This window comes from Actinoplanes sp. GCM10030250, assembly GCF_042666575.1.
Lineage (GTDB): Bacteria > Actinomycetota > Actinomycetes > Mycobacteriales > Micromonosporaceae > Actinoplanes.
Genome location: NZ_JBHTDO010000041.1, coordinates 72,439 through 97,608, shown reverse-complemented (window position 1 = coordinate 97,608; position 25,170 = coordinate 72,439). Strand labels below are relative to the sequence as shown.

The window sequence follows — 25,170 nt, the reverse complement described above, 5'->3', positions numbered from 1 at the left end:
ACCCGGCCGAACACCGCGCCCTGCAAAACCTACTCACCTCACCCCAGCCAACCGGTTGACACAGGGCACTCCCGCCGAGGCCGGGCCGGGGCCCACCTTCGGTGGCCCTGGCCCTTCGTTCTGCGTGAGTGGTTGCGTTGATCAAGGGCGAAAACCGCGCGTGAGTGAAATGAACCTCACTGTGGCCTCCGTTCGTATCAGTCGGCATCGTCAACGGGGACGATCCGGATGGAGAGCCATGACCAATGTTGTCCTGGTAACCGAGGAACTCGCGCCCGCCGCGCTCGATCTGCTCGCTGAGGATTTCGAGGTGCGGCAGGTGGACGGCACTGACCGGCCGGCTCTGCTGGCTGCGCTCGCTGGGGCCGATGCGGTGATTGTGCGCAGCGCGACCAGCATCGACGCCGAGGCGCTGGCGTCGGCGCCACGCCTGCGGGTGGTCGCCCGAGCCGGGGTGGGTCTCGACAACGTCGACCTGCCAGCCGCGACCGCGCGGGGCGTTCTGGTGGTGAACGCGCCCACCAGCAACATCGTCTCGGCCGCCGAGCAGGCGGTGGCGCTGCTGCTGGCGGTGGCCCGGCACACCGCCACGGCGAGCGCCACGCTGAAAGCGGGCGCGTGGCGGCGCTCCCTGTTCACCGGCGTGGAGGTGCAGGGCAAGACCGTCGGGGTGGTCGGGCTGGGGCGCATCGGCGTCCTCTTCGCGCAGCGTATGGCCGCTTTCGGCGTACGGCTCATCGCGTACGACCCCTACGTTCAGCCGGCCCGCGCGGCGCAGCTGGGTGTGCGGCTCGTCGGACTCGACGACCTGCTCCGGGAGAGCGATTTCGTCTCGGTGCACCTGCCGCGGACCCCGGAGACGCTGGGCCTGATCGGTGAGAAGGAGCTGGCGCTGGTCAAGCCGACCGTCCGGATCATCAACGCGGCCCGGGGCGGGCTGGTCGACGAGCGGGCCCTGGCCGAGGCGCTCGCCGAGGGCCGGGTGGCCGGTGCCGGTCTGGACGTCTACGAGACCGAGCCGATGACGGAGTCACCACTGTTCGGCTTTCCCAATGTGGTGGCCACGCCGCATCTGGGCGCGTCGACGTTCGAGGCGCAGGACAAGGCCGGCGTGGCGGTGGCGCGCAGCGTGCGCCTCGCGCTGCGCGGTGAGTTCGTGCCGGACGCGGTGAACGTGCGCGCCGGCAGTGCGGTGGACGAGGACGTACGCCCTTTGCTTCCCCTCGCCGAACGGCTGGGCCGGGTGTTCACCGCGGTGGCCGGCGGGATAGCGGCCCGGGCCACGGTCGAGGTACGCGGAGCGGTGGTGGCCCACGACGTCACGGTGCTCGAACTGGCCATCCTGAAAGGGCTGTTCGCGCCGGTGGTCGAGGAGCCGGTGACGTATGTGAACGCACCGCACCTGGCCGCCGACCGAGGTGTCGAGGTGGAACTGGCGACTGTGGAGGACGCCGGTGAGCACGCCAATCTGATCACCGTGCGCGGGGCGCTGCCGGACGGGCGTACGGTCGCCGTCGCCGGAACGGTGGTGATCTCCGGGACCCGGGAGACCGCGAAGCTGGTCGAGGTCGACGGCTTCGAGCTGGACCTCGCCCCGGAGGGCGTGCTGCTCTTCTTCCGTTACCCGGACCGTCCCGGCGTGGTCGGCAAGATCGGGACCACGCTGGGCCGCGCCGGGGTGAACATCGCCGCGATGCAGGTGGCACGGGAGGCCGCCGGCGGCGAGGCGCTGATGGTCCTGACCGTCGACTCCGCTGTCGACCCGGAGGTGCTGACCACGGTGGGTGACGGAATCGGTGCCACCCGCGCCGCCGTGGTCGATCTCCGGGCGGACTGAGCCCAGGTTCGGTCCAGCTGTCGTCCCGCGGAGCCGGCTCTCGCTCCGCGGGACGAAGCCCGTTTTCGCGGGACGAAGCCCATTTTCGCGGGACGAAACCCTTTCCCGCGGACGGAGCCCGGCCTTTCCCGCGGGACGGAGCCCGGCCTTTCCCGCGGGACGGAGCCCGGCTTTTCCCGCGGGACGGAGATCAGGTTCGGACCGGTGGTGGGTAGACCGTGCCGTCCTGAAGGTCGAGAAGGTCGAGGTTGAGCTCGGCGGCCAGCTTCTCGATGGTCTCCAGGACCTCGTCCGGGCAGTTCTCGTCGAGCCGCATCTGGATGTGGTCGGCCGCGGCGTGCAGTGGCGCGCTGGCCCATGGCGACCCGGCTTCCGTGGCGCGTGGGCCACGGTCCGGGTAATGGCTGGTCAGCGCGTCGTAGAAGGCGACGACACGGGGGTCGGCGGGGCGCTGCGGGTGATCGCCGCCGGCGCAGCGGGCATTGGCGGCGCGTACCGCTTCCGGGACGGCCGTCTGGTCCATGGCCCAGACCACTAGGTCGAAACTCACCGGCGCATGGTGCCATCACGAGCGGCACATGACTCGAACCGGTGGCCCGACACGCGGGCGCGCGTCTTGCGCGCCTTTGGTCCGCATCGCTAGCGTTGTCCCAGCCGCACGTCCCGGGCGGGCACGTCTTCGGGTGATGTCGTCCGTTCTGGGGTCGCGCGGTGGGTGTACCCGGCGGGACCGAACCACGCGTACTCGTCGCAACGACCCCCGTTACCGTTTGCCGCGGTGCGGGGGTTGTTCGCTTTGGGCCCTCGCTCATGTGGCCCCGTTCATTTGGCCTCGTTCATATGGCCCCGTTCATTTGGCGTCGTTCATTTGGTGGGACCGCCGTTCCGTGTTTCGGGAAGGCCCGCTACCGTGTGCTGGGTTGTCCGACTGCTGGGGAGTTGACGTGAGCGTGGCGCGGATCGCGGTTGTCGCCGGTGACGGCATCGGGACCGAGGTGACCGCGCAGGCCCGCAAGGTGATCGACGCCGTCCTCCCCGGCGCTGTCTACAACGAGTACGACCTGGGCGCCCGCCTCTACCACCGGACCGGCGAGGTGCTGCCGCAGTCCGTCCAGGACGAGCTGGCCGGCCACGACGCCATCCTGCTCGGCGCCATCGGTGACCCCAGCGTCCCGCCGGGCGTTCTCGAGCGCGGCCTGCTGCTCAAGCTCCGTTTCGACTTCGATCAGTATGTGAACCTGCGCCCGTCGAAGCTGTGGCCGGGCACCACCAGCCCGCTGGCCGGCGTCAAGCCCGGCGAGATCGACATGGTCGTGGTCCGCGAGGGCACCGAGGGGCTCTACGTCGGCGCCGGCGGCGTCCTGCACCGGGACACCCCCGCCGAGATCGCCACCGAGGAGAGCCTGAACACCCGGCACGGCGTCGAGCGGGTCGTCCGCGACGCGTTCGCCCGGGCGCTGCGCCGCGACCGCCGCCACGTCACCCTGGTGCACAAGACCAACGTGCTGACCAAGGCCGGCAGCCTGTGGGCGCGCACCTTCGCCGCCGTCGCGGCCGAGCACCCCGAGGTCACCACGGAATACCAGCACATCGACGCGGCCAGCATGTTCATGGTGAGCAACCCGCAGCGTTTCGACGTCGTGGTGACCGACAACCTCTTCGGTGACATCCTCACCGACATCGCCGCGGCCGTGACCGGCGGCATCGGCATGGCAGCCAGCGGCTCCGTCAACCCGGAGCGTCAGTTCCCGTCGACCTTCGAGCCGGTGCACGGCTCCGCGCCGGACATCGCCGGCAAGGGCATCGCCGACCCAGCGGCCGCCATCCTCTCCGCGGCCCTGCTGCTGGAGCACCTGGGTCACCTCGACGAGGCCCGGCGAGTAACCGAGGCGGTCGCGGCCGAGGTCGCGTCCCGTGCTCCGGGCGCGCCGCTGCGTACCGCCGAGGTCGGCGACCGGGTCGCCGCCGCCGTCTGAGCCGGCCGGTCCGACACACAGGAAGGCCTCAGGGTCTTCGTCACCCGCGGTCATTGTTTTAACGACCGTTCGGGGTAAATTCATGGGGCACTACGGGTGCCCCTCGCATGCTTCGATCTTTCAACTGCAGAAAGCAGGTCTCCTTGTCATGAGCGGTGGTGACCACCTCGAATTCGAGATCCGTCCGAACCCGGCACCCGTAGGCGACGCAGAACGCGCCGCCCGGCTGGCCAACCCCGGCTTCGGCCGCATCTTCACCGACCACATGGTCACGGTGCGTTACGCGGACGGCAAGGGCTGGTATGAGCCGCGGGTCGAGGCGCGGGCGCCGATCCCGATGGACCCGGCCAGCGCGGTGCTGCACTACGCGCAGGAGATCTTCGAGGGCCTCAAGGCGTACACGCTGCCGGACGGTGGTGTTGCGATGTTCCGCCCGGACGCGAACGCCGCACGCTTCAACCAGTCCGCCGCGCGGATGGCCATGCCGGCGCTGCCCGACGACGTGTTCCTGCGGTCGCTGCACGAGATCATCGCGATCGACCGGAACTGGATCCCGGAGGGCGAGGAGGGCAGCCTCTACCTGCGCCCGTTCGCCTACGCCAGCGAGGTCTTCCTCGGTGTGCGCCCGGCGACCGAATACCTGTACCTCGTCATCGCCTCCCCGGTCGGGCCATATTTCTCCGGCGGCGTCAAGCCGGTGACGATCTGGGTCTCGCCGGACTTCACCCGGGCGGCCCCCGGCGGCACCGGTGCGGCCAAATGCGGCGGCAACTACGCGGCCGGTCTCTCCGCGCAGGCCGAGGCTGCCGAGCACGGCTGCGACCAGGTCGTCTACCTGGATGCCGTCGAGCGGAAGTACATCGACGAGCTGGGCGGGATGAACGTCTTCCTGGTTCTCGACGACGGCAGCCTGGTCACCCCGCCGCTGACCGGCACCATCCTGCCGGGCATCACCCGCGACTCGGTGATCAAGCTGGCGGAGCGGGCCGGCCGCCGGGTCGAGGAGCGCCCGATCAGCCTCGACGAGTGGCGTTCGGGTGCCGCGTCCGGCCGGGTCCGCGAGGCGTTCGCCTGCGGCACGGCCGCGGTGATCACCCCGATCGGCACGATCCGCGACCAGGACGGCGAGTTCACCGTGGCCGGTGGCGAGCCGGGCGAGGTCACCATGGGCCTGCGCAAGCAACTCGTGGACATCCAGCGAGGCCGCGCCGAGGACCCGTTCGGCTGGGTCCACCGCGTCCTCTGAGTCTCAGTGCCGGCGCCCGGAGGATGTTGAGCTCCGGGCGCCGGCCACCGGAGGCTTCTGAGTTCCGGCGGTCAGCTCTCGGTCAGCAGGTGGGCCCGCATCGAGGTGAGGTCGTCGTCGGTGAGGCCGATCTCCTTGGCATACGCCTCGACGGAGCCGTGCAGCCGCCGGAGGTCGTCGAGGAACATCAGCATCGCCTCGGGCGGGGAGTCGAACATGTGCTCGTTGCCGAGGACCGCCTCCGGGTTGTGCTCCAGCAGATACTTGGTGAGCGGCCGCATCGCCTCGGTGGTCAGCGCGTAGTCGGCGGCGATCACCTCGTCGGCGACGCCCAGCAGGGACAGGGTGAGCGCGCAGACCGTACCCGTGCGGTCCTTGCCTGCCATGCAGTGCACCACGACCGGCGCGGCCTGGGGGTCGGCGATCAGCCGCAGTGAGCCGGCGATGCCCTCGTGACCGTCCTCGGCGAAGTTGAGGTAGCGGTCGGCCAGCCAGCGCTCGTGCACGATGTCCTCGGGGTGCTCGACGGCCTCCCAGTCCACATGGTGCACGACCAGGTTGCGGTAGTCGGCGCCGTGCTCCTCGGCCACCCGCCCGAACTTCTCCACCTCGAACGGCCGCCGGAGATCGATCACGGTGCGGACACCGAGAGCGGCGAACGCCTCGGCGTCGGCCTCGTTGAGCCGGTGCAGCGAGTCGGCCCGGAACAGGCGCCGCCAGCGCACCGTCCGTCCATCAAGGCCGGCGTATCCGCCGACGTCACGGAAGTTGTACGCCTTGGCGAAGGGCAGGTTACGTGAGAAGGATTCGGCGACCACGACCCCAACTTAGTCTCGATAAGTGGAACACCGCTTCCCACGAAGCCGGTTAGTGGCATGCTTCATCTCGTGACCCACACCGTGCTGATTATTCGCACCTAGCGCGCCGGCTGACTTCTCGCCGACGCGCAGACCTCCCGCATCCGCGGGGGGTCTTTTTGTTGTTGTTGTGGGTGACCAACTGAAAGGACTTCCCCGATGGACTACCAGGTGTTCGACACGACGCTGCGCGACGGCGGGCAGCGCGAGGGAATCAGCTACACGGTCGCCGACAAGCTCGCCGTCGCGCGCCTGCTGGACGAGTTCGGAGTGGGCTTCATCGAGGGCGGCTGGCCGGGCGCGATGCCCAAGGACACCGAGTTCTTCGAACGGGCGAAGACCGAGTTGGAACTGCGGAACGCGGTGCTCGTCGCGTTCGGCGCCACCCGCAAGGCCGGGGTCGACGTGGCCGCGGATCCGCAGGTCAAGGCGCTTCTGGACGCCGGGACCCCGGTGGTCTGTGTGGTGGCGAAGTCCGACATCAGGCACGTCGAGCGGGCCCTGCGTACCACCGGGGACGAGAACCTGGCGATGGTCCGGGACACCGTGCGGCACCTGGTCGCCAACGGGCGGCGGGCGTTCGTCGACTGTGAGCACTTCTTCGACGGCTTCCGCCACGATCCCGCGTACACGGCGAGCGTCGTGTCGGCCGCGATCGAGGCCGGCGCCGAGCGGGTGGTCATGTGCGACACCAACGGCGGCATGCTCCCCTCGATGATCACGAAGGCGATCAACGAGGTGGTGGAGCGGACCGGGGTGAGCGCCGACCGCCTCGGCATCCACTGCCAGAACGACACCGCCTGCGCGGTCGCCAACACGGTCGCCGCCGTCGAGGCGGGCGTCAAGCACTTCCAGTGCACGGCCAACGGCTACGGCGAGCGGCCCGGCAACGCCGACCTGTTCGCCACGGTCAGCAACCTGCAACTCAAGCTCGGGCTGAAAGTCCTACCGGACGGATGCCTCGAGAAGGCGACGCGGGTCTCGTCCGCGCTCGCCGAGATCGCCAACATCGCCCCCGACACCCACCAGGCCTACGTCGGGGCCGCGGCATTCGCTCACAAGGCGGGGCTGCACGCGAGTGCGATCAAGGTGGATCCGCTGCTCTACAACCACATCGACCCTGCGGTTGTGGGCAACGACATGCGGATCCTGGTGACGGAGATGGCCGGCCGGGCCAGCATCGAGCTCAAGAGCCGTGAGCTCGGGCTGGACCTGGCCGGCCACCCGGACACCCTGACGAACGTGACCCGCAAGGTCAAGGAGCTGGAGGCCGGCGGCTGGTCGTTCGAGGCCGCCGACGCCTCGTTCGAGCTGCTGGTCCGCAGCGAGCTGCCCGGCGCCGACGTGGCCCGGCCGTTCACCCTGGAGTCGTACCGGGTGCTTGTCGAGCACCGGGAGGACGGGGCGGTCATCTCCGAGGCCACCGTCAAGGTCCGGGTACGCGGTGAGCGTGTGATCGCCACCGCCGAGGGCAACGGCCCGGTCAACGCCCTCGACGAGGCGCTGCGTGTCGCGCTCTCCAACCACTACCCGCAGCTCAAGTCGTTCGAGCTGACCGACTACAAGGTGCGGATCCTGGAGGGCAGCCACGGCACGAACGCGATCACCCGCGTGCTGCTGGAGACCAGCAACCACACCGGCGACTGGACCACCGTCGGCGTCCACGAGAACATCGTCGAGGCCAGCTGGACGGCCCTCGTCGACGCGCTGACCTACGGGCTGGCGCGGAGCACGGCCGGCACCACGGCGGCGGTCTAGCGCCTGCTCCGAAACAGGCGCTAGGGCAGCAGCTCCTTGCCACGGGCGGCGGCGGCCGACGCGATCAGCGCGATCGCCTCCGCCCCCGGCATCGGATCAAGCTGCCGGCCGTCGCGCAGCCGGAGCGCCACCAGGCCGGCCGGCGCCTCCCGGGCACCGATCACCGCGACGTACGGGATCTTGCGTCCCGCCGCGTCCCGGATCCGGGCACCGATCGACCCGCTGGAGTGCCGCTCCACCCGCAGCCCGGCGGCGAGGGCGGCACCGGCGAACGACGCGGCGGCCTCGTCCTGGTCCGCGCCGACCGGCAGCACGGCCAGCTGAACCGGGGCGTACCAGGGCGGGAACGCGCCGCCGTGCACCTCGATCAGGTGCCCGAAGAGGCGCTCCATCGACCCGGCCAGGCTCCGGTGCACCATCACCGGGCGGGACCGGCCGCCGTTCGCGTTCGCGTACTCCAGGTCGAAGCGCTCCGGCTGATGGAAATCGATCTGCACGGTGGCCAGTGCCCACTGACGGCCGGCGGGGTCGGCTACCTGCAGGTCAATCTTGGGGCCGTAGAACGCTGCTTCTCCGAGCGCGTCGGCGTACGGAATCTCTGCCTGGGAAAGCGCGCCCCGCAGCATGGCCTCGGATCGCGCCCAGCTCTCGTCGTTCCCGCCGTATTTTCCGCCCGGGCCACGCAGCGAGAGTTGGTAGCTGACCTCGCCCATGCCGAGCGCGGCATGCGCCTCGCGCATCAGCCGCAGCATCGCGGCGACCTCGTCCGCGGCCTGATCCTCGGCGCAGAAGACGTGCGCGTCGTTGAGCGCGATCGAGCGCACCCGGGACAGACCGCCGAGGACCCCGGAGCGTTCCGCCCGGTACATCGGTCCCAGCTCGGCGATGCGCAAGGGCAGGTCACGGTACGAGCGGCCGCGCGCTTTGAAGATCAGAGCGTGATGCGGGCAGAGGCTGGGCCGCAGCACCAGCTCGTCCTCGCCGACCCGCATCGGTGGGAACATGTCGTCGGCGAAGTTCTTCCAGTGGCCGGAGAGCTCGTACATCCGGCGTTTGCCGAGCGCCGGCGAGTAGACGTGCTGATAGCCGTTGCGGCGCTCGAGCTCGCGCAGGTAGGACTCCACCTCGTGGCGCGCGGCGGCACCGTCCGGCAGCCAGAACGGCAGCCCGGCGCCGATCAGCGGGTCGGAGTCGAAGAGGTCGAGTTCGCGGCCGAGCCGGCGGTGGTCGATGGACATCGAAGGTCTCCTTCGTCAGGGGACCCGGGCGGCATGGGGACACGGAAACGGCCCCGGGCATGTCGCCCGGGGCCGTGTCGTCGCTGTCAGGTCAGCGCGATCGCACGCCGGGACGTCCCGGCGTGGTCGTGATCGAGCTGAGTCTCATGCCCACGATGCTAGGAGACCTCGTCGTTCCCGGCGAACCAATTTTCGGCGAGCTGCTGATAGAGGTAGTGGTCCTGCCAGCGCCCCTCGATCTTGAGGTAGCGCGGTGCCATGCCGAAACGTTCGAAGCCGTTGCGCTCGAGCACCCGCTGCGACCGGAGGTTGTGCAGCAGGGTCCCGGCCTCGATCCGGTGCAGGCCGTGCTCGGTGAACGCGGCCCGGAGGATCGCCGCGACCGCGGCGGTGGCCACACCCCGTCCGGCCGTCTCCTGGGCCACCCAGTAACCGAGGCTGGCGGAGAGGAACGGGCCGCGGACGACGTTGGAGAGGTTCACCCGGCCGACGGTCCGGCCGTCCTCGACGATCACGTGCGGCAGCGAGTTGTCCTGGCTCAGCTGGTCGATGATGATGCGCCGCTGGCCGGCCTCGGTGTAGTAGCTCGGGTCCCGGATCGGATCCCAGGGCTCGAGGTAGGACCGATTGGCCCGGATCAGCGCGGCCAGATCGGCGGCGTCGCCGGCGGTGACCAGCCGGATCGTGATCATGACGCTGCCGGAATGGTCAGCGAGGCGATCAGGGCACGGTGATCGGAGCGGTTCACCCCGTGCACCGACACATCCCGTACGCCGATCCGTTCGTCCACCAGCACGTGATCGATGGTGACAGGTGGGATCGGGTCACCGTCGTACGGCCCCCAGGTGCCGATCAGCCCCTGGCCGGCGGTGTCCGCGGCGTCCCGGTAGCCGGTGGCGATCAGGTCGCGCAGCAGCCGATGGTCCAGGGTGGCGTTGAAGTCGCCGAGCAGGATCTTCGGGGCCGCGTCCGGGTCGGCGGAGGGCTGTTCGCGCAGGTCGGCGCTCCAGCCGGAGAGCATCGTCGGGTGGGCCGGTGCGAGCGGGTGAGCCGACTCGACGAAGACCGGTCCGGCGCCGGGTGGCTGGATCGTGCCGTACGCCTGCTGGAACCCGCCGTCGTTGCGGCGCGAGGCGGGGTCGGTGAGCGGGTGACGGGAGTAGAGGCCGGAGCCGCTCGCGCCGTACTCGGGGGCGAGCTGGGCGTACGGCAGCAGGTCGCCGAGGCCGGCGGCGGCCAGGGCGGACTCACCGTTCGGGGTGAACTCCTGGACGGCGAGCACGGCGATGTCGTTCTCCCGGACCAGCCGGACGATCTCGGCCGGGTCGGCGCCGCTGAACAGCAGGTTGGCGGTCATCACCCGCAGCTCGACACCCGCTGAGGGGCCCGTGTCCAGGTTCGGCAGGGCCCGGGGCAGCACGCAGACGGCGAGGCCGAACGCGACGAGCGCGGCCACCGCGGCGGCCGCCCAGCGCCTGCCGATCAGCGCGAGCAGGACCGGGATCCAGGACCAGGCCGCGACGTACGGCGTGAAGGCCACAAGCATCACCAGGATGCCGCGCTCCAGCCCGAAGGCGCGGCCCAGGAACCAGACCGCAGCCGGGATCACCAGCAGCCAGAGCAGTACGGTCACGACGACGCGGCGGCGGGCCGGGCGGGTCTCGGTCGGCGCGTCGGTGATCGTCATGGCGGCAAAGTTAACCGGCCACCGCCACTCCCGCGCCGCGAACGCGGCCCAGGTCACAGGCCGCATCTCCGGGGCCGCGACGCCGCGGCCCCGGAGAACATCGTCAGACGTCAGCCTCGGACAGCTCGCCGAACTCGGCCAGATCCTCCCGGATGACCGCGCCGTCACCCTCGACGACGAGGGTCAGCCCGTTCACCGCCAGATGCCGCGCGGCCGCCTCGGACACCTGCTCGACGGTCGCCTCCAGGTACTCCCGGCGCAGCGTCTCGTAATAGTCGTCCGGCAGACCGTGCACCACCAGCGAAGCGAGCGCCCCGGCGATCGCACCCGGCGTCTGCATCTCCACCGAGAGCTGCCCGGCTCGCCACGAGCGCGCCACCTCCAGCTCGCCCTCGGTGACACCCTCCTGCTGGGTACGGGTGATCTCGCCGAGGGTGTCCTTGATCGCCGGCCCGGTCACCGCGGTCTGCACCCCGGCGGCCACCTCGAAACGGCCCGACCGGCGGGTCATCGCATACGAGCCCCGGATCCCGTAGGTGTACCCCTTCACCTCGCGGATCAGGTGGTTCAGCCGGGATGTGAAGGCACCGCCCAGCACCGTCGCGGCGAGCGTCATCGGTACGTAGTCCGGGGTGGCCCGCTCCGGCGCCCGGTGCCCGATCCGCAGCGTCGACTGCACCGACCCGGGCCGGTCGACCAGCAGCGTGCGAACCCGGTCCGGAACCGGTACGCCGAGCGGCCCGTCCGGCGTCAGCGGGTCACCGGAGGTGCCGGAGAACGCCGCCTCGGCCAGCGCGTCCAGGTCGAGCGCGTCCAGGTCACCGGCGATCAGCAGCACGCCGGGGCGCAGCATCCACGACTCGTGGAAGGCCAGCACGTCGTCGACGGTGACCGCGGCGACCGAGGTGGGGTCGCCGTGCAGCGGCCGCCGATAGCGGCCGTCGTGGGCGAACAGGTCGGCACGCAGGGCGGCGTCCGCACGGGGACCGGGCTGGGCCCAGTCCATCCGCAGCGCTGTCACCTCGTCGTCGCGGACCCGGGCGACGTCCGCGGCGTCCAGTTTCGGGGTGCGGGCGGCCTCGGCGGCCAGGCGGACGGCGTCAGCCAGCAGCGGGCCCGGCGCCGAGACACCGACCCGGAACGCGTCCCAGTCGACCGACGGGATCAGCTCCGCGCCGAGACCCTCCAGGGCCAGCGCGTAGGCGGCCGAGTCGCGCTTCTTGGTGCCCTCCTCCAGGGATTTGGCGAGCACTGTCGCGGTGCCCTCGCGGCCCTCCGTCTCCCGGGCCGCGCTCGCGTCGAGCAGCAGCACGGCACTGGCGAGGATCTGGCCCGGCAGGTGCGCGGCGATCACCGTGCCGCCGTGCGCGGTGCTGCGGCGGACGGCGGGGAACGCGTACGGGCGGGCTGCTCCGGGCTCCGGGCGAGTGGTGACGAGGGTCATGAGGGCTCCCCGGGCAGGTAGGTGAGGGTGACGCGGGAATCCGGGCGCAACGTCTCGGCGGCCGCCTCGGTGACGTCGTCCGCGGTGACGGCGAGCCACCTCGGCAGCGTCTCGGCGGCCGTCGCCGGCTCGCCGAACTGCGTCGCGTACCGGCCGAGGGTGTCGGCCCGGCCGCCCACCGTCGAGACCTGCCGCCACCAGGCGGTGGTGAGCAGCGCCTTCGCCCGGTTCAGCTCGTCGTCGGAGACCGGGTCGTCGACCAGGCTCTGGATCACCTCGGCCAGGCCGTTCTCCAGGGTCTCCACCGCCACGCCGTCCTTCACGGTCGCGGTGATGATCAGCGGGGCCGGTGCGTGCGCCAGATCCACACCGTAGGAGCCGATGTAGTCCGGCTGGGCGATCCGGGCGCCGTCGGCGAGCCGCTGGTAGAGGCGGCTGCCCCGCCCGTTGCCCAGGACCGTGGCGAGCACCGTCACGGCGTCGTACCCGGCAGTGCCGAACGGGTAGGTCCGGTGCGACAGGTAGATCCGGGCGGCGGGCACGGCGGCGGTCACCGTCTCCCGGGCCGGCTCGGTCGCCGGATAGTCCAGCCGCCCGTCCGGTGCCGGCGGGATGTCCGGGACCGTGGCGATCGACCCGAAATACTTCTCCGCCAGCTTGAAGACCTCTTCCGGCGTGGTGTCGCCGACGACTGTCAGGACCGCGTTGTTCGGCGCGTAGTACTGCGCGTGGAACGCCTGGAACGTCTCCAGGGCGGCCGCGTTCAGGTCCTCCATCGACCCGATCGTGGCGTGGTGGTACGGGTGGCCCTGCGGGTACAGCAGCGGGAGCAGGCGCAGCCACGCGTCGCCGTACGGCACGTTCTCGTACCGCTGGCGCCGTTCGTTCTTCACCACCTCGCGCTGGTTGTCCAGCGTCTCCTGGGTCAGCGCCGGGACCAGCCCGCCCATCCGGTCGGCCTCCAGCCAGAGAGCCAGCTCCAGATGCTCCGACGGCATGGTCTCGAAGTAGTTCGTCCGGTCCGGGTTGGTCGTCGCGTTCAGCGAACCGCCGTTACCCTGGACGAGCTTCATGTGCTCGGTCTTCTTGACATGCTGGGAACCCTCGAACATCAGGTGCTCGAAGAGGTGTGCGAAACCGGTCTGGCCTGGGGGTTCGTGGCGGGAGCCGACGTCGTACCAGAGGTTGACGCAGACGACCGGTGCGGTCCGGTCCTCGCTGACGACGACGCGCAGGCCGTTCGCCAGCCTCGTGGTTTCGATGGGCCACGGATAACCGGTCGTGGCGACCGGTGCGGTTGGTGACGTCACCCGACCCATCTTGCCTTGTACTTCCCGGCCGCGCCCCGACTGTCTCGCACCGTGCGCCCCGATCGAGCCGCGACCCTCTCGCACAATGCGCCCCGACCGTCTCACGCCGTGCGCCCCCACCGCGCCGCGACCGTCTCACGCCGTGCGCCCTCACCGCGCCGCGACCGTCTCACGCCGTGCGCCCTCACCGCGCCGCGACCGTCTCACGCCGTGCGCCCTCACCGCGCCGCGACCGTCTCACACCGTGCGCTCTGACCGCGCCGCGGCCCTCTCGCACGGTGCGTCGCGATCACGTCGCGACCTCTCGCACCGTGTGCTGCGGTTGCTCTCGCACTGTGTGCTGCGGCTGGTCCGGTCCTTGAGGGACGCGGTCGGCCGATATCCGCGTGGCGCCGGGTGGGTGCGGGTGCCATGCTGGGCGGCGTGCTTGAGGACGTACGGGTGAACGACCGCCTGACCATCCCGGCGGCCGAACTCTCGTGGCGGTTCTCCCGTGCGAGCGGCCCCGGTGGTCAGGGCGTCAACACCACCGATTCGAGGGTCGAGCTGTCGTGGGACATGCTCGGCTCCGACCTGCTGCCCACGATGCTCAAAGAGCGCGCCGTCGAACGCCTCGGCGCCCGGCTCGTGCAGGGTGTGGTCACGATCACCGCGGCCGAGCACCGCTCCCAGCTCCGCAACCGGGAGGCGGCTGCCGCCCGGCTGGCCGCCCTCGTCGCCGGAGCCGTCGCGCCGCCACCCCGGGCCCGCCGCGCGACCAAGCCGTCCCGCGGTTCGGTCGAGCGCCGCATCGCCGAAAAGAAACGCCGCGGCCAGATCAAGCGCAACCGCCGCGGCGACATGGACTGATCGGCCCAACCGTCCACCGGGGGCTGCCTGTTTCTCCGATACTCGCAGCATGGACGACTTGACGGACAAGAGCGACGACGACCTGGTCGCCATGCTGAAGTACGACGCGGTTCATCTTGAGGACGTCGTGAACGGTCTGCGGTCCGGCTCCGGCGGGGACCCGGCCGAGGCGATCCGCCTGCTCGACGATGCGGCAGCCACCCAGGAGGAGAACGTTCGGATCCTGCGCGAGTTCGCCCGCCGCCGCGCCACCGTCAGCTGACGCCCCGCCGCCGGGGGAGTTGTGGGCGCGCACGGTGTTGCGGGGCGTGGGAGTGGGCGCGCACCGTGTTGCGGGGGCGTGGGAGTGGGCGCGCACCGTGTTGCGGGGCGTGGGCCTGGGCGCGCACCGTGTTGCGGGGCGTGGGCGTGGGCCTGGGCCTGGGCCTGGGCCTGGGCCTGGGCACGCAGGGTCTTGGGCGCGCATGAGCGTGACCTTGGTGCGGCTCGGTGTGGCACCTGGCTGCCGGGCGGCTTGGTGTGACGGACGAAATTCGGCTTGGCGGCGACTCTCGTACGTCTGCACTCAGATCTTGATCTTAGTTCTGGTTCTGGTCTTGGTCCCGGTCCTGGGTGGCTTGATCATCGCTGGTTGAAGGGTGCGACGGTTTCGCGGTTGCGGGCGGCGGCTTCCGGGCCGAGGAGTTCGTCGCAGACGCGGATGAGGCGGGCGCGCAGGGCGGCGGCTCGGCGGGCGAGTTCGCGCTGGCGTGCGACGTATTCGGCCTTGCCCTCGGGGGTTTCGATCTTGACGGGTGGGTGGCCGTAGGAGCTCAGATCGTAGGGGCTGGCCTGCATGTCCAGCAGGCGGATCTCGCCGGCCAGGGCGAAGCAGTCGAGGGCGAGGGCGCCGGGGACCGCGGGGCCGAGTTTCTGTGCCCACTTGTGCACGTCCATCGCGGCGTGCAGGCAGCCGGGCTGATCGAGGTCGATCTGGGTGGCGCGGGTGGGCTGGAGCCGGTTGAGCCCTATCGACTCGGGGGTGAAGAACCGGAACGCGTCGTAGTGGGTGCAGCGGATGGTGTGCTGCTCGACCACCTCGTCGGTGCCGTGCTGGCCGAGGCGCAGCGGGAGCTCGTGGCGGTGCTCCGGCTCGCGGTAGACCATCGCCCACTCGTGCAGGCCGAAGCAGCCCGAGAAGACCGGGCGGGACGCGGTCGCGGTGAGGAGGCCGTGGATGTAGCGGACGCTCTCGCCGCGGGCGTGCAGGAAGGCGTCGACGTCGAGGGTGACCACGCCGTCGGTGTGGGTCAGGTAGAACTTCCAGCCGGCGTGCTCGGCCAGCCCGCCGGGCGCCGGGGTCAGCCCGGTGCCGACGCCGGGATGCCAGCGGCGCAGCAGAGAAGGCCTGGTCCCGTAGTAGTCGTAGAGAAAGTCTTCTATGGCGTGCTTCTCGCCCGTCGAGCGACGGGCGCGGTGGCCCGCGGTCATCTGGTCGGCGCGCTCGGCGTGCGCCCGGGCGAGGGGAATCCAGGCGACCGAGGGCAGCGTCGTGGTGAGTGCCCTCACCTGCTTGATCCCCATCGCACCAATGTATATAGCCAAGGCGATCAACACGATCACCGTTTGGCGCGAATGAGTTCTACCACCTATGGCCATGACATAGCCCTGCGTTTGTATGTAGCAGATGTACTACATCCTTGATAGTGTGTTCGACATGAACGAGACGGTGCTGGCGGGGGTGACCGGTATCGGTCACGGCGCGCCGATCGGCGAACCCGTGATCGAGGTTCGGGACCTGCGCATGAGCTATGGGCCCAAAGAGGTTCTGACCGGTGTCGACTTCACGGCGCACCGTGGTGAGGTGCTGGCTCTGCTCGGGCCGAACGGCGCGGGAAAGACCACCACGATCGAGATCCTGGAGGGCTTCCGGCGACGGTCCGGAGGGGACGTCCGGGTGCTCGGTGTCGATCCGGAGCAGGACACCGAGCGGTGGCGGGCCCGCCTCGGCGTGGTCCTCCAGTCCTGGCGGGACCACAGCAAGTGGCGCGTCCGGGAGTTGCTGGAGCACCTCGGCTCCTACTACACGGTCTACTCCACCGCCGAGCGGGTGCGGCCGTGGCCGGTCGGTGAGCTGCTCGACGTGGTGGGCCTGACCGAGTCGGCGGGCATCCGGATCGGGCGGCTCTCCGGTGGACAGCGCCGCCGTCTCGACGTGGCGATCGGCATCGTCGGCCGTCCCGAGCTGCTCTTCCTCGACGAGCCGACGGTCGGCTTCGACCCGGAGGCGCGGCGCGAGTTCCACGACCTGGTGCACCGGCTGACCGATGTGGACGAGACCACGATCCTGCTCACCACCCACGACCTCGACGAGGCGGAGAAACTCGCCGACCGCATCCTGATCCTGTCCACCGGCCGGATCGTCGCCGGTGGCTCGGCCGACGAGCTGTCCCGGCAGGTGGCCGGCGAGACCGAGATCCGCTGGACCCGCGACGGGCAGCGGTTCGTGCACTCGGCAGCCGAGGCCACGAGCTTCGTGCGGGAGCTGTTCCGGCAGCACGGTGACGCGATCGGCGATCTGGAGGTGCGGCGGAGCAGCCTCGAGGAGACCTACATGAAGCTGGTCCGCGAGTTCGAGGGAGACGCGCGATGATCCGGGTGGCACGGCTGGGCCTGCGACGGGGCCTCATCGAGTTGCGGCAGAGCGTGACGAACGCGTCAGACCTCTTCGGTTACCTGCTGCCCGCGGTGTTCCTGGTGATCGCCCTGGTCCTGATGCGCGACAGCACCATCCCGGGCACCCAGGCCGCTCTCGGCGCGCACACCCTGGTCGGCTCGGTGACCATGCTCGTCGTGATCAGCGGGTTCATGTCGATGATGCAGTACCTCTCGATGGACCGGGAGGACGGCACGCTGCTGCGGGCGAAGGCCACACCGGACGGCATGTCGGGATATCTGGTCGGCAAGGTCGTCCTGGTCGCCGGGGTGTCGCTGGTCAGCTGCCTGTTCGCGCTGGTGCCCGGCCTCTTCCTGGTCGACGGCCTGACGTTCGGCGCCGGCCGCGCGCTGACCCTGCTGTGGCTGGTGCCGCTGGCGTTCCTGGCGACCATGCCGCTCGGCGCGATGCTGGGCTCGATCTTCGACAACCCGCGCAACGCCGCCATGCTGATGCTGCCGCTGATCGGCCTGACCGCGGTCTCCGGCATCTTCTACCCGATCACGGCGCTGGCCGGCTGGGTGCAGGGCGTCGCGCAGGTCTTCCCGATCTACTGGCTAGGGTTGGGCCTGCGCTCGGTCTTCCTGCCGGACGCACTGACCGTCGCGGAGATCGGCGGCTCCTGGCGCCACCTGCAGACCTTCGGTGTCCTGGCGGCCTGGTCGGTGGCCGGGCTGGCGCTGGCGCCGGGATTCCTGCGCCGGATGGCGCGCCGCGAGTCCGGCTCCGCGGTGGCCGCCCGGCGGGAGCGTGCCATGACGAGGATCAGCGTTTGAGGGAGCGGATGGCGACCGAGGTCACCTACAACCGGATAGCGATGCTGCGTGCCGAGCGGGGCATCACCCGGCGGCAGCTCGCGGACGCTCTGGGCGTGCACTACCAGACGGTCGGTTACCTGGAGCGTGGCGAGTTCAGCCCGAGCCTGCACCTGGCGCTGCGGATCTGCGACTATTTCGAGGTGCCGGTCGAGGTGGTCTTCTCCCTGGAGCCGTTCCCGCGGCTCGGTGCGGAGAGCCGCCCAGCGTAGATTTCGGGGGAGTCCGTCTTCAGGAATGGGGTTGTTCCCGTGCGCTTCGCCCGTTTTGTTCATGCCGGTGGGGTTTCGTTCGGCGTCGTCGAGGGTGATGGCTCGTCGGGCCTGACGGTCTCCGAGATCGACAGCCTGCCCTTCAACGAGGTACGCCGTACCGGTCAGCGGTGGGCGCTTCCGGACGTGCGCCTGCTCGCGCCGATCTTCTCCAGCAAGGTGATCGGTATCGGTCGCAACTACGCCGACCACGCGGTCGAGATGGGCAACGAGGTGCCCAAGGAGCCGCTCATCTTCATCAAGCCGTCCACCTCGGTGATCGGCCCGAACGACGCCATCCGCATCCCGGGCGTCACCGAGCGGGTCGAGGAGGAGGCGGAGCTCGCCGTCGTGATCGGCGCGACGGGCGCCCGCCGGGTGGACCGGGCCGGCGCCGAGAAGGCGATCTTCGGGTACACCTGCGGCAACGACGTCACCGCTCGGGACCTGCAGCGCAAGGACCCGCAGTGGACCCGCGCCAAGGGCTTCGACTCGTTCTGCCCGCTCGGCCCGTGGATCGTCACCGACCTGGATGTCAGCGACATCGAGGTGCGCTGCGAGGTGGGCCGCGACCCGAACAACATGGAGGTGCGCCAGATCGGGCGGACCAAGGACATGGTGTTCGACGTTCCGAGCCTGATCTCGTACGTGTCACACGTCATGACCCTGCTCCCGGGCGACGTGATCCTCACCGGGACGCCGGCCGGGGTCAGCCAGATCGTTCCGGGTGACACGGTGTCGGTGAGCGTGCAGGGGATCGGGGAGCTGCGTAACCCGGTCGTGTCACTCGACTGAGCCGTCGATTCCTCTCACTCGACTGAGCCGTCGATGCCTTTCAGGAGCAGGTCCAGGCCGTATTCGAACGCGTCCTGGGCCTGGTCCTCGAAGCCGCCGGCGTTCCACAGGTCCGTCATCGCCGGGTGCGCTTCCACGTCGAACCAGTTCTCCCAGAAGTCGCCGTGGGCGTGCCACCACGACTCGGTGGTCTGGCCGCTGATCTGCCGCAGCCGGGCGTCCTCGCCGGCCTCCCGGGCGAACGCGTAGACGAAAGCGGTGACCGCGAGCGCGGCTCTGTTGATCTTCATGGTCGGTAGTCCGAGTCCGGTCATCGCGGCGATCAGGTACTCGCGCTCGGCCATCGTGCCCGGGCCCAGTGGTGGCCTGACCAGTGACACCTCGGTGAGCCAGGGGTGGGCGGCGTACATCTCGCGGGTCCGCCCGGCGAAGAGCCTGATGCTGTCGTCGCTGCTCAGGTTCCGTTCCAGGAGCACCTGGTCCACCATCAGATCGACGAGGTCCGCCCGCGACGGGACGTAGGTGTAGAGCGTCATCGTCGCCGCGCCGAGCTCGGCCGCGACCCGGGCCATCGAGGCCGCTTCCAGGCCGTTCGTGTCGGCTATCCGGATCGCTGTGGCGATCACCTCATCGACGGTGAAGCGGGGCGGGCGGCCCGTCGCCTTTTTCCCGGGCACCTTGTGGCGCCACAGCAGTGTGTAGTTCGCCATGATTCCGTATACCCTACGGGAAACCGTTTCCGTAGGGGGTACGAGAATGAAGATCCTGGTTACCGGCGCCACCGGGAACGTGGGCCGGATGGTTGTCGACGAGCTGCTGGCCCGGGGCGCCACTGACGTACGCGCTCTCACCGTGAACCCCGCGGCGGCTGGTCTGCCCGGCGAGGTCGAGGTGGTGCGTGGCTTCCTCGGCCGGCTCGAGACCGTGCCTGCCGCCCTGGCGGGCGTCGACGCGATGTATCTGGCGCCGCACCCCGCCACCGTGTTCGAGGTGTGCCGGCTTGCGGCAGAAGCAGGGGTACGGCGAATTGTCGACATGGCCGGAGCCAAAGGTGGCACGTGGCAAGTGATCGAGGACGGTGTCGAGGCGTCCGGGGTGGCTTACACCCATCTCGAGCCCGGGGAGTTCATGGCGAACTCGACGCTGTGGGCGGCTCAGATCAGAGCGGGGGACGTGGTGCGTGACGCGTACGGCGATGTGGTGAACGCGCCCATCGCCCAGGAGGACATCGCGGCGGTGGCGGCGCATGTCCTGCTCTGCGGCGCTTCCGGGGCTTTCACCGGATCCGCCGATGCCTCTGACGCTTTCGTCGGCGCGTCCATCGAGTTGACCGGGCCCGAAGCGCTGAGTCGCCGGGAGATGGTCGCGGCGATCGGGCGGGCGCTCGGCCGGGACCTCACCTACGTCGAGCTGACCGGTGACGCCGCTGCCGAGCACTTCTCCGGCGTCATGGGCTCGTACGGTCAGTGGTACCTCGACGGGCTCGCTCAACTCGCCCAGCATCCGCAGGCTGCGGTATCGACGGTCGCCGACCTGCTCGGGCGGCCGGCGATGACCTACGGAGAGTGGGCAGGCCGTCACGCAGATCTGTTTCGGTAACCCGATTTGGCGGGCCGGTAGGGCTCGGGTAAAGTTCTCTCCGGCGCGGTAATCCGGGCCAATGGGGTATGGGGTAATTGGCAGCCCGACTGATTCTGGTTCAGTTAGTCTAGGTTCGAGTCCTGGTACCCCAGCGCTACCACTCCTTCGGGAGGGTGGCGCTGGATCTTTGAGGTTCAGCGTGCCGCTCCGGTTGGAGCGGGGCAAACGGAAGTTCTGGTCCCGTCGTCTAGCGGCCTAGGACGCCGCCCTCTCAAGGCGGTAGCGAGGGTTCGAATCCCTTCGGGACTACAGCACTCAAACGGCCCGCGTCTCCGGACGCGGGCCGTTTCCGTCCCAGCCGGCAGACGCCACTCCCGAGCCGCGCCGCCGCGCCGCCGTGCCGCTCGCCGCGCCGCTCGCCGCGCCGCCGTGCCGCTCGCCGCTTACCGGGCCGGCCGCCGGGCCGCCCGCCGCCGTGCCGTTAGGCCGCCGTGCGCCGCCGGGCCGCCGGGCCGCTTCTGCCCGCCGTGTGGAGTCGGCTGGCGCTGAGGTACGTAATTGACGCGTCATTAGGTGCCTGGGCGACGGCTGAGCCTGTTCGGCTGGCGCTGACACACGTAATTGACGCGTCATAACGTGCCTGAGTGCCAGCCGGGCGGCTCCGGTCGGAGGGTGGGGGTCGGGTGGGCGGCCGATTTCGGGTGGGGGAGGTGCCCTGATAGAGTTCGGGCCGCCGCTGAAGGACTGGCGGTCAGCGGTCCCGTCGTCTAGCGGCCTAGGACGCCGCCCTCTCAAGGCGGTAGCGAGGGTTCGAATCCCTTCGGGACTACAGCATGGGAAGCCCGCATCGGAAACGGTGCGGGCTTTCTGCTGTGCGGAGGCTTTCCGGGTGCGGAGGCTCTGCGGGCGGAGGCTTCTGCTGTGCGGAGAGAGGTGGGGTGGAGGAGGGCGGGGTTCGTGATACTTCGGCTATGAGTGACGTCACGGTTCGGCGGATCGACTTTGGATATTTTGTGCGGCCGGCCGAGGAGACGGGCACGGGGGCGCCGCGCGTGGAGCCCACGCTCGGCTATCTGATCGATCATCCGGGTGGGGCAGTACTGGTGGATACCGGTATGGGCAGCCATCCGGACGTGGACGCCCACTATCAGCCTCGGCGGGTCGAGCTCGGTGCGGCGCTGAAGGGTGGCGGCGCCACGATCGATGACGTTCGGTACGTGGTGAACTGCCACCTGCACTTCGACCACAGTGGTGGTAACCCGCAGCTGGCCGGGACGCCCGTGTTCGCCCAGCGGACCGAGTTGAGCACCGCCCGGACGGTCGTCGACTACACCCTGCCGGAGTTGGTCGACTTCGCCGGCGTCCGGTACGAGGAGTTGGACGGTGAGGCGGAGATCCTGCCCGGTGTGCTGGTCGTTCCCACGCCGGGTCACACCGACGGGCACCAGTCCGTGGTGGTGACCACCGGGGACGGCACGGTGATCGTGGCCGGTCAGAGTCACGATCACGCGACCGCCTTCACCGGTGACGTTCTCGGGCGGCACGCCGGGGTCGGTGTCACCCCGGCATGGCTCGACCGGCTGCTCGCCCTCGACCCGAAGCGGGTGCTCTTCGCCCACGACAACGCCATCTGGACGCCCTGACGCCGAACGCGCCCATCACCGAACCCCGTGCGCCGCGAGATCAGTGGCGCGGCGAAGCGGTGGCAGCGACGCGGTGGCGGTGACGCAAGGCCGCGGTGAGGCGAGGCCGGGTGAGGGTGGCGCGGTGAGGCCGCGGTGGCAGCGACGCGGTGGCGGTGACGCAAGGCCACGGTGAGGCGAGGCCGGGTGAGGGTGGCGCGGTGAGGCCGCGGTGACAGTGGCGCGGAGGTGAGGCCGCGGTGACGGTGAGGCGGGGGTTACAGGCCCGACAACCGCTGGCCGGCCCGGACGACGGCCATCGCGTGGCGTTCGCCGGGGCGGCGGCCCAGGCGCTCGATCGGGCCGCTTATCGAGATGGAGGCGATGACCCGGCCCGTCCGGTCGCGGATCGGCGCGGAGACGCTCGCCACACCGGGCTCGCGTTCGGCGACGCTCTGGGCCCAGCCGCGGCGGCGGACCTCGGCCAGGGTGCGGCCGGTGAACTTGCAGCGGGGCAGCAGCGGCATGACGGCCTCGGGCGGCTCCCAGGCGAGCAGGATCTGCGCGGCGGAACCGGCCACCATCGGCAGCACCGATCCGACCGGGACGGTGTCGCGCAGGCCGCTGGCGCGCTCGGCGGCGGCCACGCAGATGCGTTCGTCGGCACGGCGCAGGTAGAGCTGCGCGCTCTCGCCGGTGGCGTCCCGCAGTGCGGACAGCAGCGGCTCGGCAGCGGTCAGCAACACGTCCGGGGCGGCGTTGGCGAGCTCGCCGAGACGGGGCCCTGGACGCCATCTCCCCTGTGTGTCCCGGACCAGCATCCGGTGAATCTCCAGCGCCTGTGCCAGGCGATGTGCGGTTGCTCGCGGCAGCTTGGTGCGCTCGACGAGTTCGGCCAGGCTGGCGCCGTCGACACAGGCGGCGAGGATGACGACCGCCTTGTCGAGAACGCCTACACCGCTCATACTGTGTCCCACAAGCCGAAACATACATTCCAGAATTTAGGATGTCCAGATGGTGGGAGTCACTCCCCAGAGCGGGAAACCCAGGACCCTGGCCGAGAAGGTCTGGGATGACCACGTGGTGCGCACGGCCGACGGCGAGCCGGACCTGCTCTTCATCGACCTGCACCTCCTGCACGAGGTCACCAGCCCGCAGGCGTTCGACGGTCTCCGCCTGGCCGGCCGCAAGGTCCGCCGCACCGACCTCACGCTCGCGACGGAGGACCACAACACTCCGACCGGTTACGCGGACCCCGCTTTCAACACCCGTCGCGGCGAGCTGCTGACGATCGCCGACACGGTGTCCCGCACGCAGATCGAGACGTTGCGGAAGAACTGCGCCGAGTTCGGTGTCGAGATCCGCCCGCTCGGCGACGTGAACCAGGGCATCGTGCACGTGATCGGTCCGCAGCTGGGTCTCACCCAGCCGGGCATGACGATCGTCTGCGGCGACTCGCACACCGCGACCCACGGCGCGTTCGGCGCGCTGGCCTTCGGCATCGGCACCAGTGAGGTCGAGCACGTGCTCGCGACCCAGACGCTGCCGCAGGCGAAGCCGAAGACGATGGCCGTCACGGTCGTCGGCGAGCTGCGCCCGGGCGTCTCCGCGAAGGACCTGATCCTCGCGCTGATCACGCAGACCGGCACCGGCGGCGGCAACGGCCACATCGTGGAGTACCGGGGTGAGGCCATCCGCAAGCTCTCCATGGAGGGCCGGATGACGATCTGCAACATGTCGATCGAGTGGGGCGCCAAGGCCGGCATGATCGCGCCGGACGAGACCACTTTCGCGTACCTGAAGGGCCGCAAGCACGCGGCGCGGGGCGCTGACTGGGACACCGCCGTGGAGTACTGGAAGACCCTCGCCACCGATGAGGGCGCCGAGTACGACACCGAGATCATCCTGGACGCCTCGGCGATCAGCCCGTTCATCACCTGGGGCACCAACCCGGGTCAGGGTGCCGCGCTCGACGACGTGGTGCCGAACCCGGAGGACTTCCTCGACGAGGTCGAGCGGGGTGCCGCCCAGCGTGCCCTGGACTACATGGACCTCACGCCCGGCACGCCGTTCCGCGACGTTCCGGTGGACGTGGTCTTCGTCGGCTCCTGTACCAACGGGCGCCTGGAGGACCTGCGGGCCGCCGCGGACGTGATCCGCGGCCACAAGGTGCACGAGGGCGTCCGGATGATGATCGTCCCCGGGTCGTACCTGGTGCGCGAGCAGGCCGAGGCCGAGGGGCTCGACAAGATCTTCAAGGACGCGGGTGCGGAGTGGCGCTTCGCCGGCTGCTCGATGTGCCTGGGGATGAACCCCGACACGCTCAGCCCCGGTGAGCGCGCTGCCTCCACCTCCAACCGCAACTTCGAGGGCAGGCAGGGCAAGGGCGGGCGTACGCACCTCGTCTCACCCCAGGTCGCCGCCGCCACCGCCGTGATCGGCAAGCTGGCCGCCCCCGCCGACCTCGTGGCAGGCAATCCGGCCGCGCCCGACCTCATGCCCGGCAATCCGGCCGCGTCCGCCGACCCCGTGGCCGGCCCGTCGTCCGCGCCCGCCGACCTGTAGAGGGGATCCCGTCATGGACAAGTTCGTCACCCACAGCGGCACGGTCATGCCGCTGCGCCGCTCTGATGTGGACACCGACCAGATCATCCCGGCGGTCTACCTGAAGCGGGTCACCCGGACCGGCTTCGAGGACGGCCTCTTCAACGCCTGGCGCGAGGACCCGTCGTTCGTCCTGAACCGGCCGGTGCACGCCGGAGCCACGATCCTGGTCGCCGGCCCCAACTTCGGCACCGGCTCGTCGCGGCAGCACGCGGTCTGGGCGCTGCGCGACTGGGGCTTCAAGGTGGTCATCTCGTCCCGCTTCGGCGACATCTTCCGGGGCAACGCCCTCAAGGAGGGCCTGCTGCCGGTGCAGCTCGACCAGAAGGTGATCGAAAGCCTCTGGGATCTGGCCGACAGCGAGCCGGAGAAGCAGATCACCGTCGACCTGGCCGATCGGGTGGTCCGTGTCGACGATGCCGCCTACGGCTTCGCGATCGACGATTTCAGTCGCTGGCGCCTTCTGGAGGGCCTCGACGACATCGGACTGACGCTGCGCCACGAGGACGCGATTACCGCGTACGAGAAGAACCGGCCCGCTTTCAAGCCGGTCGTCGTCTGACGCGATTTCGGATATCAACGCCCCTGCCGGATCCCCCGGCCGG

General features: G+C 70.2%; 23 protein-coding genes, 3 tRNA genes and 1 pseudogene. 17 read left to right on the top strand and 10 right to left on the bottom strand.

Annotation, left to right across the window (positions count from 1 at the left end; translation table 11 throughout):
* Positions 1 to 238: 238 nt before the first annotated feature.
* Positions 239 to 1,837: a phosphoglycerate dehydrogenase gene (gene serA / locus ACFQV6_RS37155; RefSeq protein ID WP_378032374.1), complete on the top strand. Its 1,599-nt coding sequence runs from the start codon at positions 239 to 241 to the stop codon at positions 1,835 to 1,837.
* Between the two features lie 190 nt (positions 1,838 to 2,027).
* On the opposite strand, the gene ACFQV6_RS37150 is transcribed toward serA, so the two are convergent.
* The gene (locus tag ACFQV6_RS37150) at positions 2,028 to 2,360 is read right to left on the bottom strand and encodes a hypothetical protein (protein ID WP_378032379.1); all 333 of its coding nucleotides are present in this window, start codon (positions 2,358 to 2,360) and stop codon (positions 2,028 to 2,030) included.
* Positions 2,361 to 2,787: 427 nt separating this feature from the next.
* Between ACFQV6_RS37150 and ACFQV6_RS37145 the strand changes: the two genes are divergently transcribed.
* Positions 2,788 to 3,813: a 3-isopropylmalate dehydrogenase gene (locus tag ACFQV6_RS37145; RefSeq protein ID WP_378032378.1), complete on the top strand. Its 1,026-nt coding sequence runs from the start codon at positions 2,788 to 2,790 to the stop codon at positions 3,811 to 3,813.
* A 148-nt stretch (positions 3,814 to 3,961) separates the two neighbouring features.
* A complete protein-coding gene (locus ACFQV6_RS37140; protein ID WP_378032373.1) occupies positions 3,962 to 5,059 on the top strand; it encodes a branched-chain amino acid aminotransferase in 1,098 nt (365 codons plus the stop codon).
* A gap of 71 nt (positions 5,060 to 5,130) precedes the next feature.
* Here ACFQV6_RS37140 and ACFQV6_RS37135 read toward each other — a convergent pair whose 3' ends face one another.
* A complete protein-coding gene (locus ACFQV6_RS37135; RefSeq protein ID WP_378032372.1) occupies positions 5,131 to 5,877 on the bottom strand; it encodes a tyrosine-protein phosphatase in 747 nt (248 codons plus the stop codon).
* A 198-nt stretch (positions 5,878 to 6,075) separates the two neighbouring features.
* Here ACFQV6_RS37135 and cimA point away from each other — a divergent pair, with 198 nt between their 5' ends.
* Complete coding sequence (gene cimA / locus ACFQV6_RS37130) at positions 6,076 to 7,674, top strand: citramalate synthase (RefSeq protein ID WP_378032371.1); 1,599 nt, start codon at positions 6,076 to 6,078, stop codon at positions 7,672 to 7,674.
* 20 nt (positions 7,675 to 7,694) lie between these two features.
* On the opposite strand, the gene thrS is transcribed toward cimA, so the two are convergent.
* The 5 genes from thrS to ACFQV6_RS37105 all read right to left on the bottom strand — a co-directional run bounded on the left by thrS (position 7,695) and on the right by ACFQV6_RS37105 (position 13,362).
* Entirely contained in the window at positions 7,695 to 8,912 is a 1,218-nt protein-coding gene (gene thrS, locus ACFQV6_RS37125) for a threonine--tRNA ligase (protein ID WP_378032370.1), read from the bottom strand.
* Between the two features lie 158 nt (positions 8,913 to 9,070).
* Positions 9,071 to 9,604, bottom strand: a complete 534-nt coding sequence (locus tag ACFQV6_RS37120) for a GNAT family N-acetyltransferase (protein ID WP_378032369.1) — start codon at positions 9,602 to 9,604, stop codon at positions 9,071 to 9,073.
* Complete coding sequence (locus ACFQV6_RS37115) at positions 9,601 to 10,599, bottom strand: endonuclease/exonuclease/phosphatase family protein (RefSeq protein WP_378032368.1); 999 nt, start codon at positions 10,597 to 10,599, stop codon at positions 9,601 to 9,603. Before ACFQV6_RS37115 ends, ACFQV6_RS37120 begins: the two co-directional genes overlap by 4 nt.
* A gap of 103 nt (positions 10,600 to 10,702) precedes the next feature.
* Entirely contained in the window at positions 10,703 to 12,043 is a 1,341-nt protein-coding gene (locus tag ACFQV6_RS37110; protein WP_378032367.1) for a M16 family metallopeptidase, read from the bottom strand.
* A complete protein-coding gene (locus ACFQV6_RS37105; RefSeq protein WP_378032366.1) occupies positions 12,040 to 13,362 on the bottom strand; it encodes a M16 family metallopeptidase in 1,323 nt (440 codons plus the stop codon). The genes ACFQV6_RS37110 and ACFQV6_RS37105 overlap by 4 nt, the downstream gene beginning before the upstream one ends.
* Positions 13,363 to 13,764: 402 nt before the next feature.
* Here ACFQV6_RS37105 and arfB point away from each other — a divergent pair, with 402 nt between their 5' ends.
* Together arfB and ACFQV6_RS37095 are read left to right on the top strand one after the other, a co-directional pair.
* Positions 13,765 to 14,202: an alternative ribosome rescue aminoacyl-tRNA hydrolase ArfB gene (gene arfB / locus ACFQV6_RS37100; protein WP_378032365.1), complete on the top strand. Its 438-nt coding sequence runs from the start codon at positions 13,765 to 13,767 to the stop codon at positions 14,200 to 14,202.
* A 49-nt stretch (positions 14,203 to 14,251) separates the two neighbouring features.
* Positions 14,252 to 14,464: a hypothetical protein gene (locus tag ACFQV6_RS37095; RefSeq protein WP_378032364.1), complete on the top strand. Its 213-nt coding sequence runs from the start codon at positions 14,252 to 14,254 to the stop codon at positions 14,462 to 14,464.
* A 359-nt stretch (positions 14,465 to 14,823) separates the two neighbouring features.
* On the opposite strand, the gene ACFQV6_RS37090 is transcribed toward ACFQV6_RS37095, so the two are convergent.
* A complete protein-coding gene (locus ACFQV6_RS37090) occupies positions 14,824 to 15,765 on the bottom strand; it encodes a 3-methyladenine DNA glycosylase (RefSeq protein WP_378032363.1) in 942 nt (313 codons plus the stop codon).
* 220 nt (positions 15,766 to 15,985) lie between these two features.
* On the opposite strand from ACFQV6_RS37090, the gene ACFQV6_RS37085 reads away from it, so the two are divergent.
* Genes ACFQV6_RS37085 through ACFQV6_RS37070 form a run of 4 tightly spaced genes read left to right on the top strand, consistent with a single transcriptional unit; the run spans position 15,986 to position 18,758 of the window.
* Entirely contained in the window at positions 15,986 to 16,834 is an 849-nt protein-coding gene (locus ACFQV6_RS37085) for an ABC transporter ATP-binding protein (RefSeq protein WP_378032377.1), read from the top strand.
* Positions 16,831 to 17,673 (top strand): ABC transporter permease, encoded by an 843-nt coding sequence (locus ACFQV6_RS37080; RefSeq protein WP_378032362.1) that lies wholly within the window; start codon positions 16,831 to 16,833, stop codon positions 17,671 to 17,673. Before ACFQV6_RS37085 ends, ACFQV6_RS37080 begins: the two co-directional genes overlap by 4 nt.
* A gap of 8 nt (positions 17,674 to 17,681) precedes the next feature.
* Positions 17,682 to 17,924, top strand: coding sequence for a helix-turn-helix transcriptional regulator (locus tag ACFQV6_RS37075; RefSeq protein WP_378032361.1), 243 nt, complete (start codon positions 17,682 to 17,684; stop codon positions 17,922 to 17,924).
* Between the two features lie 39 nt (positions 17,925 to 17,963).
* Positions 17,964 to 18,758, top strand: a complete 795-nt coding sequence (locus tag ACFQV6_RS37070; protein ID WP_378032360.1) for a fumarylacetoacetate hydrolase family protein — start codon at positions 17,964 to 17,966, stop codon at positions 18,756 to 18,758.
* Between the two features lie 14 nt (positions 18,759 to 18,772).
* Here ACFQV6_RS37070 and ACFQV6_RS37065 read toward each other — a convergent pair whose 3' ends face one another.
* Positions 18,773 to 19,468, bottom strand: coding sequence for a TetR/AcrR family transcriptional regulator (locus ACFQV6_RS37065; RefSeq protein ID WP_378032359.1), 696 nt, complete (start codon positions 19,466 to 19,468; stop codon positions 18,773 to 18,775).
* A gap of 46 nt (positions 19,469 to 19,514) precedes the next feature.
* On the opposite strand from ACFQV6_RS37065, the gene ACFQV6_RS37060 reads away from it, so the two are divergent.
* The 5 genes from ACFQV6_RS37060 (at position 19,515) to ACFQV6_RS37040 (ending at position 21,982) form a co-directional block, all read left to right on the top strand.
* Positions 19,515 to 20,357 (top strand): SDR family oxidoreductase, encoded by an 843-nt coding sequence (locus ACFQV6_RS37060; protein WP_378032358.1) that lies wholly within the window; start codon positions 19,515 to 19,517, stop codon positions 20,355 to 20,357.
* Between the two features lie 62 nt (positions 20,358 to 20,419).
* Positions 20,420 to 20,491, top strand: a tRNA-Gln gene (locus ACFQV6_RS37055).
* Between the two features lie 84 nt (positions 20,492 to 20,575).
* Positions 20,576 to 20,648: transfer RNA gene (locus ACFQV6_RS37050), tRNA-Glu, on the top strand.
* A gap of 447 nt (positions 20,649 to 21,095) precedes the next feature.
* Positions 21,096 to 21,168: transfer RNA gene (locus tag ACFQV6_RS37045), tRNA-Glu, on the top strand.
* A 142-nt stretch (positions 21,169 to 21,310) separates the two neighbouring features.
* On the top strand, positions 21,311 to 21,982 hold the full coding sequence (locus tag ACFQV6_RS37040) for an N-acyl homoserine lactonase family protein (protein ID WP_378032357.1): 672 nt from the start codon (positions 21,311 to 21,313) through the stop codon (positions 21,980 to 21,982).
* A 257-nt stretch (positions 21,983 to 22,239) separates the two neighbouring features.
* On the opposite strand, the gene ACFQV6_RS37035 is transcribed toward ACFQV6_RS37040, so the two are convergent.
* Positions 22,240 to 22,926, bottom strand: a complete 687-nt coding sequence (locus tag ACFQV6_RS37035) for an IclR family transcriptional regulator (protein ID WP_014447202.1) — start codon at positions 22,924 to 22,926, stop codon at positions 22,240 to 22,242.
* A 49-nt stretch (positions 22,927 to 22,975) separates the two neighbouring features.
* Between ACFQV6_RS37035 and leuC the strand changes: the two are divergent.
* Both leuC and leuD read left to right on the top strand, forming a co-directional pair.
* A pseudogene (leuC, locus tag ACFQV6_RS37030) lies at positions 22,976 to 24,427 on the top strand (3-isopropylmalate dehydratase large subunit); the annotation flags it as partial.
* 112 nt (positions 24,428 to 24,539) lie between these two features.
* Complete coding sequence (gene leuD, locus ACFQV6_RS37025) at positions 24,540 to 25,127, top strand: 3-isopropylmalate dehydratase small subunit (protein WP_378032356.1); 588 nt, start codon at positions 24,540 to 24,542, stop codon at positions 25,125 to 25,127.
* Positions 25,128 to 25,170: the final 43 nt, after the last annotated feature.